This is a genomic window from Mycoplasma sp. 773 (assembly GCF_053851515.1).
Genome location: NZ_JBSQAV010000002.1, coordinates 54,776 through 76,494 on the forward strand (window position 1 = coordinate 54,776; position 21,719 = coordinate 76,494).

The 21,719-nt window shown below is 29.0% G+C and carries 16 protein-coding genes and 1 tRNA gene; 3 read left to right on the plus strand and 14 right to left on the minus strand.

The annotated features are described in order from the left end of the window. Nucleotides 1–51: 51 nt before the first annotated feature. The 10 genes from ACWXVJ_RS00610 to ACWXVJ_RS00655 form a co-directional block, all read right to left on the minus strand. The gene (locus tag ACWXVJ_RS00610; protein ID WP_455966053.1) at nt 52–2,994 is read right to left on the minus strand and encodes a hypothetical protein; all 2,943 of its coding nucleotides are present in this window, start codon (nt 2,992–2,994) and stop codon (nt 52–54) included. 281 nt (nt 2,995–3,275) lie between these two features. Continuing rightward, complete coding sequence (locus ACWXVJ_RS00615; RefSeq protein WP_438340708.1) at nt 3,276–3,647, minus strand: hypothetical protein; 372 nt, start codon at nt 3,645–3,647, stop codon at nt 3,276–3,278. 2 nt (nt 3,648–3,649) lie between these two features. Then, entirely contained in the window at nt 3,650–5,116 is a 1,467-nt protein-coding gene (atpD, locus tag ACWXVJ_RS00620; RefSeq protein WP_438340707.1) for a F0F1 ATP synthase subunit beta, read from the minus strand. Then, entirely contained in the window at nt 5,100–5,984 is an 885-nt protein-coding gene (gene atpG / locus ACWXVJ_RS00625) for an ATP synthase F1 subunit gamma (protein WP_455966055.1), read from the minus strand. The genes atpD and atpG overlap by 17 nt, the downstream gene beginning before the upstream one ends. After that, nucleotides 5,963–7,546, minus strand: a complete 1,584-nt coding sequence (gene atpA, locus ACWXVJ_RS00630; protein ID WP_438340705.1) for a F0F1 ATP synthase subunit alpha — start codon at nt 7,544–7,546, stop codon at nt 5,963–5,965. The genes atpG and atpA overlap by 22 nt, the downstream gene beginning before the upstream one ends. Before the next feature lie 13 nt (nt 7,547–7,559). Further along, nucleotides 7,560–8,090, minus strand: coding sequence for a F0F1 ATP synthase subunit delta (locus ACWXVJ_RS00635; RefSeq protein WP_438340704.1), 531 nt, complete (start codon nt 8,088–8,090; stop codon nt 7,560–7,562). Between the two features lie 2 nt (nt 8,091–8,092). Next, nucleotides 8,093–8,623 carry a F0F1 ATP synthase subunit B family protein gene (locus ACWXVJ_RS00640; RefSeq protein ID WP_438340703.1) on the minus strand — a complete coding sequence of 177 codons (531 nt, stop codon included), beginning with the start codon at nt 8,621–8,623 and terminating at the stop codon, nt 8,093–8,095. A gap of 42 nt (nt 8,624–8,665) precedes the next feature. After that, entirely contained in the window at nt 8,666–8,974 is a 309-nt protein-coding gene (gene atpE, locus ACWXVJ_RS00645) for an ATP synthase F0 subunit C (protein ID WP_438340702.1), read from the minus strand. A 28-nt stretch (nt 8,975–9,002) separates the two neighbouring features. Further along, on the minus strand, nt 9,003–9,797 hold the full coding sequence (locus ACWXVJ_RS00650; protein ID WP_438340701.1) for a F0F1 ATP synthase subunit A: 795 nt from the start codon (nt 9,795–9,797) through the stop codon (nt 9,003–9,005). Further along, entirely contained in the window at nt 9,790–10,230 is a 441-nt protein-coding gene (locus tag ACWXVJ_RS00655; protein WP_455966057.1) for a hypothetical protein, read from the minus strand. Before ACWXVJ_RS00655 ends, ACWXVJ_RS00650 begins: the two co-directional genes overlap by 8 nt. Nucleotides 10,231–10,471: 241 nt before the next feature. Here ACWXVJ_RS00655 and ACWXVJ_RS00660 point away from each other — a divergent pair, with 241 nt between their 5' ends. Continuing rightward, a complete protein-coding gene (locus tag ACWXVJ_RS00660) occupies nt 10,472–12,634 on the plus strand; it encodes an ATP-dependent Clp protease ATP-binding subunit (RefSeq protein WP_455966059.1) in 2,163 nt (720 codons plus the stop codon). Nucleotides 12,635–12,668: 34 nt separating this feature from the next. Here the strand turns inward: ACWXVJ_RS00660 and ACWXVJ_RS00665 are convergent. Beyond that, nucleotides 12,669–12,744, minus strand: a tRNA-Lys gene (locus tag ACWXVJ_RS00665). A gap of 303 nt (nt 12,745–13,047) precedes the next feature. On the opposite strand from ACWXVJ_RS00665, the gene ACWXVJ_RS00670 reads away from it, so the two are divergent. Then, a complete protein-coding gene (locus tag ACWXVJ_RS00670) occupies nt 13,048–14,661 on the plus strand; it encodes an ABC-F family ATP-binding cassette domain-containing protein (RefSeq protein ID WP_444705050.1) in 1,614 nt (537 codons plus the stop codon). 42 nt (nt 14,662–14,703) lie between these two features. Here the strand turns inward: ACWXVJ_RS00670 and ACWXVJ_RS00675 are convergent, their stop codons facing one another. Further along, nucleotides 14,704–15,957 (minus strand): CNNM domain-containing protein, encoded by a 1,254-nt coding sequence (locus ACWXVJ_RS00675; protein ID WP_438340697.1) that lies wholly within the window; start codon nt 15,955–15,957, stop codon nt 14,704–14,706. 102 nt (nt 15,958–16,059) lie between these two features. Here ACWXVJ_RS00675 and def point away from each other — a divergent pair, with 102 nt between their 5' ends. Beyond that, the gene (gene def, locus ACWXVJ_RS00680; protein ID WP_438340696.1) at nt 16,060–16,617 is read left to right on the plus strand and encodes a peptide deformylase; all 558 of its coding nucleotides are present in this window, start codon (nt 16,060–16,062) and stop codon (nt 16,615–16,617) included. 36 nt (nt 16,618–16,653) lie between these two features. Here def and ACWXVJ_RS00685 read toward each other — a convergent pair whose 3' ends face one another. Both ACWXVJ_RS00685 and ACWXVJ_RS00690 read right to left on the minus strand, forming a co-directional pair. Next, a complete protein-coding gene (locus tag ACWXVJ_RS00685) occupies nt 16,654–17,796 on the minus strand; it encodes a hypothetical protein (protein ID WP_438340695.1) in 1,143 nt (380 codons plus the stop codon). Continuing rightward, a complete protein-coding gene (locus ACWXVJ_RS00690; RefSeq protein WP_438340694.1) occupies nt 17,796–21,719 on the minus strand; it encodes an AAA domain-containing protein in 3,924 nt (1,307 codons plus the stop codon). The genes ACWXVJ_RS00685 and ACWXVJ_RS00690 overlap by 1 nt, the downstream gene beginning before the upstream one ends.

Sequence of the window (21,719 nt, forward strand, 5' to 3'; positions counted from 1 at the left end):
CTCCTTATTTATAAAAATAATTACTAATTATATATTTAAAACTCATTGAACTTATTTGTAGTTGCTAGGTTTCTCATTGCTTGTAAATAACTCAATTTCATATACCTTGGTATGATCTTTAAACTTAAATGGCAATACTATTTTTCCATCACTTTTTAATTCAAGAGCTAACGCCTTTCGAGCACTTTTACCTGTTTTATTAGTTGGAAAAATTATTTCCTTTTCATGGACAAGTTTGATAAATTCCTCATCAAAAAATCCGATACCAAGATTCTTATGTTTTATTTTGTTTTTATTCTTTTTATTAGGCTTTTTCGATGAGAACTCAAAACTATTATTTTTCTTAAATTCAATATATCCGAAATAATAATGAAAATTTTCACCAGATACTTTGCTATTGTCTTTAAGTACTTCTAAAATATGGTTTTTAACTTCTTCTGTAATTTTATCTGCCTTTAATAATGTTTTATTATTTAACTTATTAACTATATCTTTTTGTTTTTGTGTTAATCCATCATCAGGTTCTTCGGCCTTGTTTGCTTCCAACTTAGCTTGTTCAAATAATTTTGTAAGTTTTTCCGTTGCTTTTTTGATTTTATTAGGTGATGATTCACCATTAACTATTTGTTTTTGCTTATTTAATTCATTTTCTAAATTAGTTTTAATGCTCATTTGACTAGGTTTTGTTAATGCTTTTAAAAAATCTTCGACCATTCCTTCCAAGGCCATAAATTCTGCTTCGGCATCCTTTTTTTCTTTTTCAGTATTTAATTTTTTGTCAATTTTGTTCTTCTCACTCTTAGCTTTTTTGATGGCTTTATCTACCTCGCTAATTGCATTACCAATTTCTTGTCTAGTATTATTCACATTTACTGAATCTTTCTTTTCTTTAACCACCTTTTCTAAATCGCCTTTAATATTTTTATATTCATTGTTACTACCGAGCTCAGCAGCAATTCTTTCTGCTTCGGCAACTTTTTCATGCAATTTTTCTATTAATTTTAATCTAGCTCCAATTTCTAGTATTTCATCATAAGCGTTAGCAATTAACTCTTCTAATTTCTTAGTTGCTTCATCATACTCTGTTTTTGTATGTTTTCCACTACCTAATTTAGTTTTTATTTCTTCCACGTTTGAATGCAGTTTGTTTTTGACTGAACTATATCTACTATCTGAAAAATTATCATTTTCAAACTTTTCAACCTCTTTAACTTTGGCATCATAAGCTGTTTTTGACTCTTCAGTTTCCAAAATTGTTTCTTTGGCTTTTTTGGCTTTTTTAATTGCCTCTTCTAATTTATTAATAGCACCATTGTATTGATCTTTTGTTAATAAACCTTGTGATGCATCTTGAACCTCTTTATCAAATGCAGATTTAACTTCAACAAATTTAGATTCTATTAATTGTTTAGATAATTCATCTGCTTCACTTTTTTTAGATTCAAACGCTTTTTTGGCACTTTCTAATTCAGAATCTTTGCTATCATCAATCATTTTCTTTTGCTTATTAGCTTCAGTAATAGCATCTTCCAATTTTCTAGTTGCTTCGTCATACTCTTTTTTTGTATGTTTTCCACTACCTAATTTAGTTTTTATTTCTGCTACTTCTGAATGTAGTTTGTCTTTGACTGAACTATATCTACTATCTGAAAAATTATCATTTTCAAACTTTTCGACCTCTGCAACTTTGGCATCATAAGCTGTTTTTGACTCTTCAGTTTCCAAAATTGTTTCTTTGGCTTTTTTGGCTTTGTTAATTGCTTCTTCTAATTTATTAATAGCATCATTGTATTGATCTTTTGTTGATAAACCTTGTGATGCATCTTGAACCTCTTTATCAAATGCAGATTTAACTTCAACAAATTTAGATTCTATTAATTGTTTAGATAATTCATCAGCTTCACTTTTTTTAGATTCAAACGCTTTTTTGGCTTTTTCTAATCCAGAATCTTCGCTATCATCAATCATTTTCTTTTGCATATTAGCTTCAGTAATAGCATCTTCCAATTTTCTAGTTGCTTCATCATACTCTGTTTTTGTATGTTTTCCACTACCTAATTTAGTTTTTATTTCTGCCACTTTTGAATGCAATTTGTTTTTGACTGAGCTATATCTACTATCTGAAAAATTATCATTTTCAAACTTTTCTGCCTCTGCAACTTTGGCATCATAAGCTGCTTTTGACACTTCAGTTTCCAAAATTGTTTCTTTGGCTTTTTTGGCTTTATTAATTGCATCTTCTAATTTATTAATAGCATCATTATATTGATCTTTTGTTGATAAGTTTTGCGATGCATCTTGAACCTCTTTATCAAATGCAGATTTAACTTCAACAAATTTAGATTCTATTAATTGTTTAGATAATTCATCAGCTTCACTTTTTTTAGATTCAAATGCTTTTTTGGCTTTTTCTAATTCAGAATCTTTGCTATCATCAATCATTTTCTTTTGCATATTAGCTTCAGTAATAGCATCTTCTAAATCCTTTGCAGCTCGGTCATATTGATCCTTTGTAGTTTTATCATTAATTAAATTGGTGTTTCTTTGAATAGTTCCATCTATTTTTTTCTTAACTTCTTCATATTTTGAATCAACTAATATAGAAGACAATTTCATAGCTTGCTGCAACTTTGCATTATATCTATTTTTAGAATTTTCCTTTTCTTTAATATCTGGGACTGGTTCAAAATTTTGTATGATTGCTTCATATGAACTAACTAATTGCGAAATAGCATTTTCAAAATTAGCATCATCCATGTTTTGTCCAATAAGAACCTTATTAGCTTCTTCGATAGCTTGTTTAATAGCAACCTTTTGTTCTTCACTAAGTCTTTTATTAGTTACCAATTCTTCTTGAATTTCTTTAATCTTTTTAATCAGAGCGTTTCTTGGTTTTTGTTTAATAGTTGTAGAAATAGAAATTCCTACTGATGCAATAATAGCACCCACATTAAGGGTACATAATGTTATTAATAATTTACTAGATTTTCGCATTCTTTAATACCTTTATGAAAGTTTAAGTTGTAATTTAATTATATATATTATATATTGTAGTACAGAGTGAAAATAATCATTATTTTCTAACTTGTTTTGGAATTTTTTTTAAAGAAAATTTAGGGTTTTCTTTAGGTTTAATGTAAAAATCTAATTTATAGTTATTTTTATAGTTTTTTATATTGGCTAATATATTTTAAATATCTACTAGCAGTTAAACTAACGCCAATAACTTATTTGAGTCCTTAAAAAAAATAAATAAAATACAGATTTCTCTGTATTTATAGTTTTTTATTTTGTTCTGCCAATTTCTTTTTTAAAACAACTTCTTCAATAATAGTATATTTCTTTTCATTTGTTTTTTTAAACTTGATTTCTGTGTCAATTGGTTTAACGTCAATATTATTGACAATCAACGAAAGCAAATTATCTCTAAATTCAACAATCCCACGATCGATGTAAAAAATCCGGTTATTATTATCTTGATCTTTAATAATTATTTGTGAGGGAACTAATGCCGCTAAAAATGGAACAGCATCTTTCATTAGACCAATTTGCCCCTCAGTAGTGGTAAATGTTACGATACTACCTTTACCTTGATAATATACACAATTTGGCGTTGTTATAACTATTTCAATGAATTTATCATTCATAACTATTTGTCAAATACATATCCAAGGTTTTTAGCTTTTTCAATAACATCTTCAATAGTACCAACATATAAAAATGCTTCTTCTGGTAGATCATCATATTTTCCGCTTAAAATTTCTTTAAATGATCTAATGGTATCTTGTAATTTAATGTATCTACCCTTTATACCACTAAATTTTTCAGCAACAAAAAATGGTTGGGACAGGAAACTTCTTATTCTACGTGCTCTAGCAACAACCTTCTTGTCTTCCTCTGATAATTCATGCATACCCAATATTGCAATAATATCTTGTAATTCCTTAAATCTTTGCAAAATATTTTGTACTTCTCTCGCAGTATTGTAATGATCTAAACCAACGATATTAGGATCCATCATACGTGAATTAGAACCCAATGGGTCAATAGCAGGATAAATACCTAATGCTGCAATATCACGATCTAAAACAGTTTTCGCATCTAGATGAGTAAATGTGGTCGCAGGAGCAGGGTCAGTAAGGTCATCAGCAGGAACATAAACTGCTTGAACAGATGTTATTGATCCCTTATTTGTAGAAGTAATTCTTTCTTGCAATTGCCCCATTTCGACTGCTAATGTTGGTTGATACCCAACGGCAGAAGGCATTCTACCTAGCAATGCCGAAACTTCTGAACCTGCTTGGGTAAATCTAAAGATATTATCAATGAATAAAAGCACATCTTGGCCCATTTGATCACGGAAATACTCGGCCATAGTTAGTGCAGTAAATGGTGCTCTCATTCTAGCGCCTGGAGGCTCATTCATTTGTCCAAATACTAATGCAGTTTTATCTAAAACACCACTTGCCTTCATTTCGTGGTATAAGTCATTACCCTCTCTTGTTCTTTCGCCAACACCAGCAAATACTGATAAACCACCATGTTGTTTTGCAATATTATTAATCAATTCTTGTATTAAAACAGTTTTGCCGACACCAGCCCCACCAAAAAGACCAATTTTTCCACCTTTAATGTATGGTATTAATAAGTCAATAACCTTAATACCAGTTTCAAATATTTCTAAAGTGGATTTTTGTTCTTCAAAACTAGGTGCGCTTCTATGGATAGGCATTTGTTGCTCAAAATCGCCTCCTAGCAAGTCAATAGGTTGACCTAAAACATTAAACATTCTTGAAAGAATTTCCTTACCAACAGGTGCAGTAATTGGTCTTTTAAGGTCCAAGACCTTCATGCCACGTCTTAAACCAATAGTTAAACTCATGGCTATTGTTCTTACAGTGTCATTACCAATATGTTGAGCAACCTCAAGAATTTGTTTGTTGTTAGGGTTTTTTTCATCAATAACTTCCAAGGCATTAAGCATTTTAGGTGCAGTGCCTTCCTTAAATCTGACATCAATAACAGCACCAAGAATTTGGGTAATAACACCATAATTTAATTCATTATTTTTTTTATTAGTCATTTTCTTTATCCTTTCTTTAAGATCCGACACCATTAACAATTTCAGTCAATTCTTGTGTTATCTTTGATTGACGCGAACTATTATATTCAATTTTTAATTCATCAATAAGGTCCTCGGCATTATCAGAAGCCTGTTCCATTGCTGTTCTTCTTTGACTAGTTTCTGCCAATTTTGCATTAGTTAAAGCATGAAAAATAGATGCTTCAAAGAATATTCTAAATGAGTTAATTAAAATGGTTTCAGGGTTGGGCTCAAAAACAATCTCCCTGATCCCTTTATCTTGGTGAAAACTTTGGTTATTTTTTTCGATTTTGCCAATCGTGTTTGCTGAAATTGGAAAAATTTCTTGAACGACAGGATCGGCCTTTAATGGGTTTTCATAATTGGTATAAATTAATTTAACTGAATTTAAAAGTGATATTTCTAAAACATCATAAATCTTATTTGAAATCACTTGAGCTATTTCATATGTTGGATTATCACCGATTTGTGTTAAGGTTTGGATAATGTGATATTTTTTATTTTTTTCAATTAGGCTTAACAATTTAGAGCCAATAACAATCAAAATATCTTCACCTGTAACAACTTCATTTATCATTTTATACATTTCGGAATTGAATGATCCACATAGACCTAAATCACTCCCAAAAATAATATATAAATTACGACGATTGCTAAATTTTCATGCATGCTTATTTAATAATTTATCAATATCCTGCGCTGAATTTTTTACAAGATTAATAAAAATAGCTTCAACGTTTTTAAAGTAAGATTTAACCTCACTAATTTTGTTTTTAATTTTTGAAAACTTAGCAGTGGCTACAAGTTCCATAGCCTTCGTTATTTTTTTGGTAGAATTAATTGAATTAATACGTTGCTTTATTTTTTGCAAGCTTTCCATGGTAATTCAGGGATAGGCATAAAGTTTTCAGGATTATATAGGGGAATAGTCTTTATAAACAGGTCATTAAATAAAATGATTTGATTATAAATTTCTTCAATTAATTCATTAGTTCAATCATTAGATTCATCGATCTTTCTCATGATTTTTATTGCTTTAGGTTCTGTTGCAAAATAAGTTAGAATTTCTTGACGATATTTAATAATGTTGTTTTTAGGGATTACATTAATTAAGCGATACTTAGCAAGGAACAATAAGATAATTTGTTGACCAGGAGAATATGGTGAAAATTGTGACTGTTTCAACAACTCATAGACCTTAGCACCATGTTCCAAAATAATTCTTGTATTTTGGTCTAAATCAGAACCAAATTGTGCAAATGCTTGCATTTCATTATATTGAGCTAATTCTAGCTTTAAACTTGAAACCACCTTTTTAGTCATTTTGGTTTGCGCGGCTGAACCAACTCTACTTACAGAATAACCAATATCAATTGCAGGTCTTTGTCCAGAATTAAATAAAGATTCTTTGGTAAAAATCTGACCATCAGTAATTGAAATAACATTAGTTGGAATATATGCTGAAATATCTTCAGCTTGTGTTTCGATAATTGGCAAGGCAGTTATTGAACCACCACCATAATCGTTATTTAGTTTTGCAGATCTTTCTAGTAATTGCGAATGTAGATAAAAGACGTCACCAGGATATGCTTCACGGCCGGGAGGTCTTCTTAACAATAAAGATAATGTTCGATAGGCAACGGCATGTTTTGATAAGTCGTCATAAACTATTAAAACACTTTTACCTCTTGCCATTCATTCCTCAGCAATAGTTACGCCAGTATAGGGTGCTATATATTGCAATGGCGCACTTTCAGAAGCTGATGCTGCAATGATAGTTGTGTATTTCATTGCATCATTCTTTTCAAGCTGATCAACAATTTGGGTAATTGTTGAATTTTTTTGGCCGATAGCCACATAGATACAATAAACATCTTTGCCTTTTTGGTTTAATATCGCATCAATGGCAATGGCTGTTTTTCCTGTTTGTCTATCACCAATAATTAGTTCACGTTGTCCTTTTCCAATAGGAATTAAAGCATCAATTGCCAAAATACCAGTATGTAAGGGTTCTGAAACTTCCTTACGTGTCATAACACCAGGCGCAATTTTGAAAATTGGTCTCTTTATTTCGCTATTAATTTTACCCTTACCATCAATTGGTAATGCTAGGGCATTAATAACACGGCCCAATAAAGCGTCACCCACTTGAACCGAGATAACGTTGTGTGTTCTCTTGACATGTGAATTTTCCACAATATTACGATCATCGCCAGTAACAACAACACCAACCAACTCTTCTTCAAGATTTAAGGCCATACCAACAATACCGCAATCAAATATTACTAATTCACCATATTCAACATTAGTTAAACCACTAACTAGAGCAATACCGTCACCAACAGTAATAACTCTACCTACTTCATCATAACTAACAGTTTCGTTGAAATCTTTAATTTGATTTTTAATGATAGCTGATAAATCACTGGGTTTTAAAGCCATATCTTTCCTTTCATTATTCTAATGATTTTATCTTGTTTAATTTTCCCAAAACAGAGTTATCAATCAAGTACTCGTCTACTTTTATTCTTATTCCACCGATTAAATCAGGGTCTATATGATTAGTTAAAGTAACTTTTGCATTTAGATCAGATGAAATCTTTTTTTCAAGGTTTTTCATCTTATCAGTACTTAATGGTTTAACTGAATATACATAACCATACTTAATATTTAATTTTTCATTTGCTAATTCAATAAAGCGATGAAATATAATATCCATATATTTAACAATATGTTTTCTGGTTGCTAATTTAATAATATTTAATATATATGGATGGTATGAATCAAAAGCCTCACTAATTAACATAAACTTTTTTTCTTCCGTTATATCAAAAGAATTTAAGATTTTTAAATAATCTTTATTTTGTTTCAAAACCTTAATAATGTCAGCAGTCTGATTAGTAATTTCCTGAAGTTGATCAGACCCATTAGCTAAATCATATAAGGCAAATGATCAATTATTAATTACTTCATTTAATTCAGTCATATCTATTTCTTAATAACCTCATTAATCATTTTGACATTATCAGCATCTTTTATTTCACGGCCAATAATTTTTTTAGCAATTTCAACAGCATTTTCCATAATAATTTTCTTTTGCTCTTTACTGAATTCAACACGCTTTTTATTAATCAAAATTTCTGCTTGTTCTAACATCATTTCAGCTTTTTTCTTTGCAATAGCTGAACCACTATTTACAATTCTTTCACTTTCAGCTTTTGCATTATTGATAATAGTTCTTGCCTGATTAGTAGCCTCAATTATTTTTAAATCATGTTCTTCTTGTATTTTTAGTGCTTCATCTTTTGCTTTGATTGAAGCATCAATATTACTTTGAATTAATTCTTGACGCTTTTTAACCATTTTCTTAATTGGTTTGTATACCAAAAAAGTAATAATAATGGTTATTAGCATTAACACAATTAAAGAAAAAACAAATAGAGGCCAATTAAATGTTAAGCCAGAGAAGGTTTTTTCTAATTCTTCACTAACCCCCCCTTTACCTTCAGGGGCTTTCATAAGATAAGTTAATACTCTCATATAAATCAAAAAATAATTTAACTATACAAAGATTAATAATAAAGCAATAACTAAACAATAAATTGATGCAGTTTCAACAATAGCCAAACCTAAAATTAATAAAGTACGAACTTTAGATAAAGCTTCTGGGTTTCTACCAACAGCTTCACAGGCTTTAGCAACGGCCATACCTTGACCAATCGAAACAAATCCAGCTCCAAAGATTGCTAACCCGGCGCCTAACATTGTTAAACCGTATGCAAAGGGGTAATTTTGACCGCTAGCATCACCGGCTTTACTTGGGTCAAATCTATTAATAACATCTGAAATTTTATCTAATTTATCAATCATTTTTTTCTCCTATATTTTTAAAAATATTTTAATTACTTTCTTGAATTAATTGTTTATTAGCGATAATTTTACTTTTTCAATCTCTAATTTTTTTCTTATGTTTTTCCTTAACGTCTTCCTCAGCTGCTTGCGCCCAATATGACATTGTCAACACTACAAAAACAAATGCTTGAATAATACCATCAAATAAATCAAAATAAAGATTAAATGCCGGCAATACCACAACACCAAATGGATTGAATGTCGAAGCTTCAGCACTAACATCAAGACCAATAATTTTTGCTCATATATTGTTTAAGAAAATTGTTGCCAATGAAACAAGAACAACTCCCCCAATGATATTTCCATATACCCGGAAAGTCATAGAAACAATTGGTGAGAAATTTGAAGCAAATTCTAATGGATTTAGCAATTTAATAATATGCTTAATTTTGTTATAAGCTATCCCAACACCAGCCGTTCCTAATCAAGACACCACTGTGGCAGCTAAAACCGCAGATAAACTCGAGCCAACCGGAGCAAAACCAACTAATGATAATATGTTTCCAAAGAACATAAACACAAATAATGATATTAAGTATGGATTTGCTTTATCAAACTTCGATTCATGTGTATCACTAAAGAAATTATCTCCGCCGATAATAGCTGTTTCAACTAGGATTAAAGCAGCATTAGGTGCCTTGTCAACTTTTTGTCGTTTTACTGCTACATAAATTAAAACTGACAAAATAAGAACAATAAAAACTAAGGATATTAATGAAAATATTTGATTACTATTAATTTCTGTCGAACCAAATCAATTAATTTTTAGTAATTTATCCATTTAGCTCCTTTCTTTTATTAACCATAGTAACAACGGCCCACACTATTGAAAAAATGGACAATAGAATATAAGGTGCTGTCATTGTGATTGTATTAAATGGAAAAAAAGCAGCATTTAAACCGGGATAGTCTTTGTGAAGGTAAGTATTAATATAAATAAAAATAGCAAATATTGCTCCATTAAAAATATTCAATGCAAAAAATATAAGAACAGAAATAAGCATCCTTATTTTATAATGTTTTTTACCTTGAACATTAATACTATTTTTCACAATTTTTAGGATCACATATACTGATAATAAAAATAATAAAAAACTAACTATACCCACTAAATACCCTAACAATAACGAGTAGTCAAAAAATGACATTGATGAAAATATTAACAACAACGCAACATTTAATGTAGTATAAGTTATTCAAATTTTTTTTTCCATGTGTTTTATTCATGCTCAAGTGGTTATTTTTATATTTTAATAACCTAATGTAAAATTATATTACTTTTGAATTTTTTGTTTTTATAAATATATTCACAAAATAATGCCAAAAAATATACATCCTTAAAACCTAAAACCAAATATGAAAAAATAGTTTTTTAGCACTTTATTTAGCACTTTAAGTAATAGAGTGCTAAATTATGTTATAATTAATATATATTTAAATTAGGGAGGTCGAAATATGCATGCATCATGAACACCTGCAGAGGATAACAAAGAAGATAAAGACCCATTATTAAAATATGGCCGCAATCTTACTGAACTGGCTTTGGAAGGAAAACTAGAACCAGTTATAAATCGCGACGAAGAAATAAGATCATTAGTAAGAATCTTATCTCGCAAGACAAAAAATAACCCAGTTTTAATTGGGGAACCAGGCGTTGGAAAAACAGCAATTGTTGAAGGATTAGCTAAAAAAATTATTGATAACCAAGTGCCTGAGAATTTAAAAAATAAAAAAGTATACGAGCTTAATATTTCATCTATTGTTGCAGGAACACAATTTCGAGGTCAATTTGAGGAAAGAATTGAAGCTATTTTAAAAAGAATTAAAGATTCTAATGGCGAAATTATTCTTTTTATTGATGAAATTCATATGATCGTCGGAGCTGGTGGAACAGGTGATAGTAGTATGGATATAGGTAACATGTTAAAACCAATGATGGCAAGAGGACAATTACACCTAATTGGCGCTACCACTCTCGACGAATACAGAAAACACATTGAAAAAGATTCTGCTCTCGAGAGAAGAATGCAAAAGATTTTTATTAATGAACCAACTATTGAGGACACCATTACCATTTTAAGAGGAATCAAAGAACGACTTGAAACTTTTCATGAGGTAAAAATCAAGGATGAGGCCCTAGTAGCCGCAGCAAACCTATCGGCCAGATATATCCAAGATCGTTTTCTACCTGATAAGGCAATAGACCTAGTAGATGAAGCCTCAGCATCTATTAAAACAGAAATGAAATATATTCCCGAGCCAATTGAAAAACTAAATTATGAAATAACTAAACTGGAGATCGAAAAGGCAGCAATAAAAAACTCTGTTGGTAAAGAAAATAACAACAATAATGACCGCATAAAACAAATAAATGAACATCTAACAAAAATCAAGGCAGAGCATAAAAAGCTGTCTAGCCAATGAGAAGAAGAAAAAAATTTAATTGCTAAACTATCCTCACTAAAAGACAATATTGAAGATTTAAAAAGACAGCTAAACACATTACAAAATGAAGGCAAATACCTTGAAGCTTCAAAAGTTATGTATGTTTTATTACCAGAACTTGAAGATTCAAAAAAAGAAGTTGAAAACAAACTAACCAATTTGCCAAATCGTTTAATAAGAGAAACAATTGATGAGGAAGAAATTGCTGAGGTTGTAAGCAAATGAACTAAAATACCGGTAACAAAATTGCTTGAAAAGCAAAAAAATAAACTTCTTAAATTAAGTGAAAATCTTGCATTAAGGGTTAAGGGGCAAATAAATGCTATCAACCTAGTTTCCGAAGCTATCAAAAGAGCTAAAGCTAATATTAATGATCCTAATCGACCTATTGGTTCATTTCTATTTCTAGGGCCAACAGGTGTAGGAAAGACAGAACTTGCTAAAGCATTAGCATTCAATCTATTTGACAATGAAAACAATATTATTCGTTTAGATATGTCTGAATATATGGAAAAACATAGCATATCAAAACTAATCGGTTCACCCCCAGGATATATTGGATATGATGATAATGGTGGTCAATTAACAGAAAAGGTAAGACAAAACCCTTATTCAATAGTTTTATTTGATGAAATTGAAAAAGCTCATGCTGATGTTCTAAATATTCTTTTGCAAATATTGGATGACGGGATACTAAGCGACAATAAAGGTCGAAAAATAAATTTTCGAAACACAATAATTATAATGACCTCAAACATTGGGTCAGAACAAATTATGACAAAAATGCCTAGCAAGGATGAAATTATAAAAATCTTGTTAACTAAGTTTAAGCCGGAATTTATTAACCGTATTGATGAAATTGTTCCATTCAATAAATTGAGTAACTCAGTCACAAAAGAAATTGTTGATTTAGAATTAAAAAAACTAGCCAACCGTATCTCGATAAATATTAAATCTGAGTTGCAATACGATCAAGGAGTTATCGAGTATATTGCAGATAAGTCATATAACACAGCTTTTGGTGCTAGAGTTATTAGAAGATTTATTCAAAACAATATCGAAAATAAACTTGCAGATTTTATATTACGCAACTCAATAGAAGAAGATTCGATTATTTATCTATCAATTGTAAACAATGAAATTAAAATAGAAATAGATCATGAAGGTAATTAAAAAAATACAAGGCAATTAGCCTTGTATTTTTATATGGTACATCCTGTGGGGATCGAACCCACGACCCAGGGATTAAGAGTCCCTTGCTCTACCTGCTGAGCTAAGGATGCATTTAAAATAATACCTAATAAATTATAAACAAATATCTTTGATGATATTAAAAAAAATAATTATTTATTGCAAATAAATGTAAGACTTTTCAGGAATGCAATAAATTAAACCAATTTTATTAATATTTCGCAAGACATAAAATACTATGAAATAATTAAAAAAGTCTATTAAAAGATTAAGTTTTAATATAAAAAGCAATATAAATCATGTTTATATAATCCGAGCCTTCAATATAATATAAAAACCTACAAAATTTAGTAAAATTTTTTAGTTATATACTGATATATTTTAAGGAGTTTACTATGCTAGATGTTTGTGGGATAAGCAAAATCTTTCCAGATAAAAAATTATTTACCAATATCAATCTGAAATTCTTGCCTGGAAATGTGTATGGAATAATTGGGGCTAATGGTGTAGGAAAATCTACTTTTCTAAAAATTTTAAGTGGCGAGATCGAGGCAACTGAGGGTCAAATTATTAAAGAAAAAAATGCTCGTATGAGTGTTTTGAGCCAAAACCAGGATGAATTTAATGATTTTAATGTTACCGATGTTGTAATCATGGGCAATAAGGAACTTTATCAAATAAATATTGAAAAGAATAAAATTTATGAAAACCCTGAGGCTACAATGGAAGATTATGAAAAGGCAAGCCACTTAGAACAACTTTTTGGAGAAATGGGCGGATGAAACGCTGAAAATGATGCCCAAACTCTTCTTTCAAATTTAGGTATTGAACCTGAAAAATGAAATATGCAAATGTCTAATCTTAAAGCAAACGAGAAAGTTAAAGTTTTATTAGCAAAAGCCCTATTTGGAAATCCAGACATCTTGATCATGGACGAACCAACTAATAGATTAGATTTAAAGACTATAAAGTGATTAGAAAACTTCTTAATGGATTATCCAAATATTGTCATTGTTGTTAGTCATGATAGCGACTTTTTAGATGCAATATGTACCCATATCATTGATATCGACTATTCAGAAGCGAAGTTATTTGTTGGTAATTATTCATTTTGAAAGCAATCGAGTCAATTATTAGTTGAAATGCAACAAAAAACCAATCTAAAAAAAGAAGAGCAAGCACAAAAGTTGCGTGAATTCATTGCCAGATTTTCTGCCAATGCTTCAAAATCCAAACAAGCAACAAGCCGGAAAAAATTATTAGAAAAAATTGTAATTGATGAACTAAAACCTTCATCAAGAAAGTATCCATATATTAAATTTGAACTAAATAGATTGCCCGGAAAACAAATTTTAAATGTTCATAATTTAACATATAAAAATGAAAATGGAGACACACTATTTGAAAATGTAACTTTTTCCTTAAAACCTGGTGATAAAATGGTTATCGTAGGTAATGATGATATTGCTAAAACCAGATTCCTTGAAATATTAATGAATAGAAGAAAGCCAACCTCCGGGACTGTTGAATGAGGTATAACTATTTCTCCTAACTATTTTCCCTCAAATAATCAAGAATATTTTAATGAATCAGAAAGCATTATTGATTGATTAAGTAAATGGCCATTAAATAACACTACACAAGAAACAAAAGATAACAGTGATGCTAGAATGAGGGCATTTCTGGGAAGAATGTTATTTTCTAATGATAGTGTTTTTAAAAACGTCCAAGTAACAAGCGGGGGAGAAAAGGTTAGGTTAATGATGTCTAAATTGATGCTAGAAGAAAGCAACTTTTTAATTTTTGATCAACCTCTTGATCACTTAGATTCGGAGTCAATTGATAGCTTAATTGAAGGCGTTAAATCATATAAGAGCTCATGCATTTTTACAACCTATAATCGTGCTATGATTAAAGAATGCGCGAATGTTATTCTTGAAATAAAACCAAAATCAAGTTTCTTATTTTATGGAAATCTCGATGAATATGAAGAAGCTATGGGATATTAATTAATAAAATCCGGAAATTAGTTTCCGGATTTTTAAATTTAGCTAATTGCTTCAATCTATCTCGAAATAATCATATTTTTTTTCTCTTGACTTCTTTTCTAATACCAAAAATGTTATTTTGTCTTCAAGTTCAAATTTGGTATTTTTTCTTAATGAATGACCTTTTTTTGACTCAATCCAACTTGAAAGTGTTTGATTCTTTTCCTTATCAGTTAATTGATAATCGAGATATTCATAAAGCTCCAATTGTTTTCATAGAACCTTCATTAAGACAGAACCCTTAGCTTCGCATCTTTCAAGACTAATTTCGTAGATTTGTTCATCATTGTCATATTCATCATATATTTCGCCAACAACTTCTTCAAGAATATCCTCGATAGTAATAATACCTATTGGTTTATCATCACTGTTAGTTTCGGTAACGAAGGCCATTTGTGCGCGCGATTGTCTCAACTTTTCAAGTGCTGATGATAAGATTGAGTTAGCAGAAACTTTAGGAACAGTTTTAATATAATTTAAAATATTTCCTTTTTTAAGAAAAAATATATCCTTAAGCAACAATATGCCAATTAAATTACCATCTTTTTCAACTGGTATTCGTGAATAATTAGTTTCTCTAAACATTTTTAGTGCTTCTTGCATAGTAGCCTTAGAACTGATAAAATCCACATTTTTCATTTTAATATAATGCTGTGAAACCTTAGTTGAATCAAGATCTAAGACATTTTGGGCCATTGCAGATTCTTTAAATTCCAAAACACCCTCATCATGTGCAATATTTAATAAGTTTTTAACATCTTCCTCAGTATTGGTAATATAAATCTTCTTTCCAATTTTAGAAATAGGATATGTTATGGGAATAAATATTCAATATAACATTTCAATAAACCAATAAAATGATTTAACGGTTTTTTCTGGATAGCGCTTTGCAACCAATTTTGGCAATATTTCAGCAAATAAAACAATAATTGGTGTCATTACAATTGTTGAAATAATTGATGCCAAGCCTGCCTTAGGAGCTCCAAAGGCTTGTGTTAAAAGATAAACTAATAATGTTGAAGAACCAATATTTACCAGATTATTAGCAATCAGAATGGTTCCAAGTGTTCTATTAAAGAAATTGTGCTGTTTTAGAATTATTTTATATCTTTTTTGATTCTTTTCAATCATTGTCTCGATTTTGGCCTTGGTTAAAGAAGTATATGCTGTTTCAGTTGCGGAAAAAATTCCAGAACAAACGAGCAATATGGCTAGTAAAATTATTAATAAAGCGTAATGTCAAGGTTCGAGGTCCATCTAAATGTCTCCATACAAAAATTTAAAATATAACTATAATTAGTATTATATAATAGCAAAAATAATTATTATTTATATTTAAATATTTTATAATGTTATATTATGTTTAAATTTGAAGATGTTAGTATAGTGCAATTACCTAAAAAAATATTACGAGAAAAATCAAAAGATGTAGAAATTCCCTTATCACAAGAAAATATTGATTTGATTGAAAAAATGATTTTTCATGTCAGCGATAGTCAAAAACAAAATACAAAATTTAGACCAGCTGTCGGTGTCGCAGCTATTCAATATGGAATACCAAAAAACATATTTTATATTCTGATAGTTGATAATAATAACAATGTGATTTTTAATGATGCCATAATAAACCCAAAACTTATTGGTCACTCAGAGCATAAAATTGCCTTATCAGAAGGTGAAGGATGCCTAAGTGTTAGCGAAGATTGACCAAATCAGGAAGGCTTAGTCCCTAGATATGCAAGAGTTATTTTTGATGGATATTCATATATGGAAAAGAAATACAAAAGATTTGAAGCAAGTGGCTATAGCGCAATCGTATTTCAGCATGAATTTGACCATTTACAAGGTGGATTATTTATAGATAGAATAAATAAAAAGAGCCCATGAGCAAAAGACAAAGATTTGCAAGTTTTGTAATAGAAAAATAGGTTAGATAATAACCTATTTTTCTTATTAACCTTTTTCAAAAAATAATGGAACATCAAACTCTATTTCCTTTTGGTTATTGCCATAGTTAGGTTCGATATAAATGCCATATTGAGAATGATATCTGCCTAGTTTCTCTTTATTTGTAGATAAGGTAATAATTCTACCCTTAAATTTTATTCGTGTTGATGTTTTTCAATCTTCATTATCAAAACCCTCAATTTTTATTGGAGATGTAAATAAAATAGGGGAATAAAAATTATTAGTTTCTGTTACAAAGTTAGATACAACCGTCATTTGTTCAATGCCGTTATTTATCTTATGTGGTTCACCAAAAGCTCAAGAATAATCAATTAATTTTGATGAGTCATTTTTAATAGAAGAAAATTTATCATTAAAGTCTTGTATAAATTTTCTAAATTCCGCTTTATATCTATTAATTTTTTCATTAGAAAATTTATCTTTTACATCAATAGGTAAAAGCAACTTATAAGCGACCTTATTCCTAATTGATTCAATAAATTTACTATCAAATTGGTCTTGTTTTTTCTTTATTGTTTCTTCATTGAATTGTTTTGTTTTTAATGTTGTATAAATAGGAAAATTTCTAATAACAAATTCAGTATTTGTCCCTTCTTGATGTTTAAAAACAAGATCAACAAATAATGTATTTTTAGATAATGTATCAATTACAAAATTTTCAAATTCAATTTTCCATTTAACATTAGAATTTTTATTTTCAAAAATTGCATATTCACTTATTTCTTTTTGAACATTTTTTTTAAACAAAAGACTAATATTATCGGAATCACTATTATTAATAATTTTAGCCATGACACTTTCTGGAGTGCCATCAATTTTTATATCGTTGTTTATTTTTATATTAACATCTTTGTTTTTATTATTATTTAAATTAAATGAGTATTTTTTAACACTATTAAACCAGTAAATGAGTGCTTTTTTAGGCTTTGTAAGTTGTATACTGACTGTTGCAATAATAACAGAAGAAAGCAAACCACCTGAAAGTGATCAAAATAATATTTTTCTTATCTTCTTTGCTTTCGTTAGACGTTGAGCAACTTTTTTATGTTTTAATTGGTCTTCAAAGCTAACATCCTTGTCAATCGAATCAACCCAATCAAATTCCAAATCTTTGTTATCTTTTTTCATTAATCCCCAAATTCAAATTCCGTTGTTTTTTCGTCAGTATCAACTAAACCAAACTCATCAATTATATTATCCGGTGTATTCTCTATCTTTTTAAAATCAACCTGTTTTTCCTGATCTGCTCTAACATTAGTTTCTTTTAATTCTTCAAATTCAAAATCATTTTCTTCAACACTAGATAATCCTAATAATTCAATATTATTAAACTCATCTGTTTTATTGTTTATCTTGTTGGAATTTATTTTAAAATCATTAATTTCAGTTTTTGAGATAGTTTCATCATTTTCTTGATCAATTATATAGGTATCATCTTCCAAAAAATCAGATGATAAATTATTTAATGAAACTTCGCTATCTTCGAATTCTTCATGTGTATTTTCATTTAAATTCATAATAACATCGGAAGAATAATCTTCATTATCCTGAGCAACTTCCAAATCATCTTGCTTAAATTGTTCTACCTTAAAATCATCAGTAAGAGAGTCAATATCATCTGTCTCATCTGGATGAATTTCCAAATAATTATTTTGTTCTTCGAATTCATCAATTTCAACCGCTATTTGATTATGATTATCCATTTCTGCGACATAAAAATCATCGACGTCATCAATATGATCATTGTTTTTTGCCGTTTCATCACCTGTTTTTATATTATTTTCTTTCAAGCTAACAATATTATTATCTTTTAGTTTAGTTTCTATATTCATATCTTCTTCTCCAGATTGAGGAATAAAATTAACTTCTTTATATTCTTTTAATTCATACATATTATTTTTTTGTAATTCTATAATAGCTTGATTTTCTACTTGTTGTTGTGATATCAATGCTTCTAAATATGCAAATATCTTATTTTTAATAATTGGCCATTCAATTTCAGAAATAGTAATAATTGGATATTCCTTAGATTCAAGAAACTTAATATTGTCTCTAAAAATAAGATATTTACGATAATCATTCTTATATAAAAAATTATCTAAAATAAATCCTTGAATAAGCTTGTTGTTAAGCTTATTAATTAAAACAATATCGATGGTTTTAGTTCCAACAGAGTAATCTGTCTGAAATTGAAGGTTTTTGTCATTAATAAAATTGCGAAGTTCATCTAGTACATCAACCTTAAATTTAATATCTTCGGGTAATGAAATAATTTTAGTAGCCAAAAAATCTTCAACCTCATCTAAATAATTTTTTTGCTCATCAATTGATAAGTCAAGAAATTTTAATCATTCCTTAAATACTATCATGTCAGCTGTTGATCGATCTGTAATTTCAATATCATCGGCATAAATCGATTTAACAACAAAGACCTTTTCTTTAGCGCGTGATATTGCCACATTAAGAGCATTTTTCCCGCCTTTTCTTGCAACGTATGTGTTATATAAAGCAGTATTTTTATCATACACAACTGACATAATAACCAAATCAGCTTCATCGCCTTGGATATTTTCAATATTTTTCAAAACAACTTTTTCACTATTTAGAGCATCTTCTAATTCTGGATCATTTCCGAATATTCTATTAAATAGATATTCTTGTTGTTTAACATTAAAAACTAAAATGATTATTTTGTTATATTTTTCAAGATTTTGCTTGCATAATTCAATAACCTTTTCACCCTCAGCAACATTCATGCTATTATCCCAAGTTCCATCAACTTGAAAAACCTCAATTGCTTTTTCATTAGAAACTGATAGTTCATAGTTATCAATAACATCAAGTTTTGATTCATAAAAATGCTTTGATGAAAAAGTCATCAATGTCGCCTTTTTAGAACGGTAATTTTTATCTAATAGCAGTGAATAAACACCTCTTGCCCTAGCATAATCTAGCAACGATTCGATATTGCCAAAGTCATCTTCTTCATCAAAACTATATGTCGCAGAGAATCATCTTGTGGGTTGCATTTGTTGGCTATCACCGGCAAGAATTTTTCGCTTTGCTAAATATAAAATTGGAATGCCCTTTTCAATAAACATTTGCGATGATTCATCAAGAATAGCAAAATCAAATTCCTGTTTAGATCACATCGACAAATCAAGTTCAGGAGTAGTGATAATTATTGGAAATAATATTTTAATCATCTCCTTATGTTTGTGAAAAAACTTGTAAGGCTTTAAATGGCCAGTTCTTATAGCCATAGCAAAGGAAGTATATTGCATTTTCTGCTCATCACTAAAATTGGTCATCCGATCAAATGTTTTTTCAAGAAGCATCTTAACAATATTTTTATCATCATTTAAATAATTGGTTTTTTTGTTGAGAATTTTTTTATATTGTTTTTCAAAATTAGTAATTTCTTCAAATGAAACAAGATTTACATATTTAAGCGCCTCATCAATATCAATAGTCATTAAACTTTGATCATTCAATATTATTTCCGCCATGTTTTTAATTATTTTAGGAATAATACTAAAAATAGTGCATTTCTTATTAAAATTTTTTTCATATAGTTTTTTTATAATTAACTTCTTATCACTAAATTCGCAACATTGATTATATTTAAGATTATGATCCATTTTTTTAAGGTTTTCATATGTTTGCACACTAAAATTACCATTCATTACCGCGCTATAAAAATTAATGATATTATCTATATTTTTAGTTTGCTTAATTAAATTTACATTATCAACATAACTTTCATCTTCATCACTAAAAACACTAAGACCTTCTTCAACATTTGAATTTTCATAATTTTCTAACAAATGAATAAATTCACGCAATGGCTTGTAAAAATTCTCAGGTCTCAGATTTTTATCATTTAATGCAAATAAGCAAAAAATAGAAAGCTTTTTTAGCCTGCTACGTAAAACGTCTAATGCCGCTTTCTTTTGGCTTACAACTAAAGCGGTGTAGCCTCTTGTCATAATATTAGTTATTAAATTAGAAATAGTTTGTGATTTCCCTGTCCCAGGGGGACCTCAAATAATTGTATCCTGATATAGTGACGAGATTGTTGCAACATCCTGAGAAAAATTAGTTTCTTGAATTTTAAAAAGCTTAAACTTGTTATCAAAAATTACTCTATTAACCTTTTCACGATATAAATTCTTATTAAAATTTGGATTTAAAATCTCATCGAACTCATCATTTTCAATAATTTTTTTCATTTGATTTCACAAATATCCCGACGAAACATTATAAAAACCAAGAACTATTCCGGGATAAAATTCTATTGAGCTATTTTCAATATTTTCAATTGTTAAATTTTTAATACCTTCTTTCAAAGTTAAGGGCATATTGAAGAGTGGTTTTCAAGCATTTTTAAAACTTTCAAATACTTCACGAATTGATAGGTTATTAAAATCAAATGAGTCAACATTGAGTGAAAAGCCTTCTTGATTCAAAAACGTGACTAGCTTGCTATTTACTCTTATGTCAGAACTAGAACTTAAGGTAACCAATGAATTTTTAACTTCAACCAATATCTCTTTAAAAAATAATGGAGCATAAATTGTTTTATTTTCTGTTTTTATTGATATATAGAAAAAGCCTATATGCAAGGGCCAAATATTGGTTTCAATATTGATATTTTGCGCTTTATTTAAAATTTTCTTTCACTTAACAACTGATTTTTGAAACTCCGTTTCCTGACTAGCAACAATAATGGCTTTTGCTTTTTCAAAATTTGTACCAAGCATCTTAAATAAATTTTCTGGTATTCGTTTATTATAGTCTTCAAAAATAGCAATTACTTCATTCTTATTTTTAGCTTCATAAACCTTTGTTGCAATCATCCGATTTGCAATATCAGAAATCGTGCAATTTATATTAAAATTATTGTATATATGATCAAAGGTTTCTTCACCGAAATTTTTTAACACATCAAAATATTTTTCGTTATCAATTGAACTGTACAATGAAGAATCAAAGGTATCAATATTTAGCAGATTAGCCATTAACATTTGATATTTGGTATTGTTATTCAT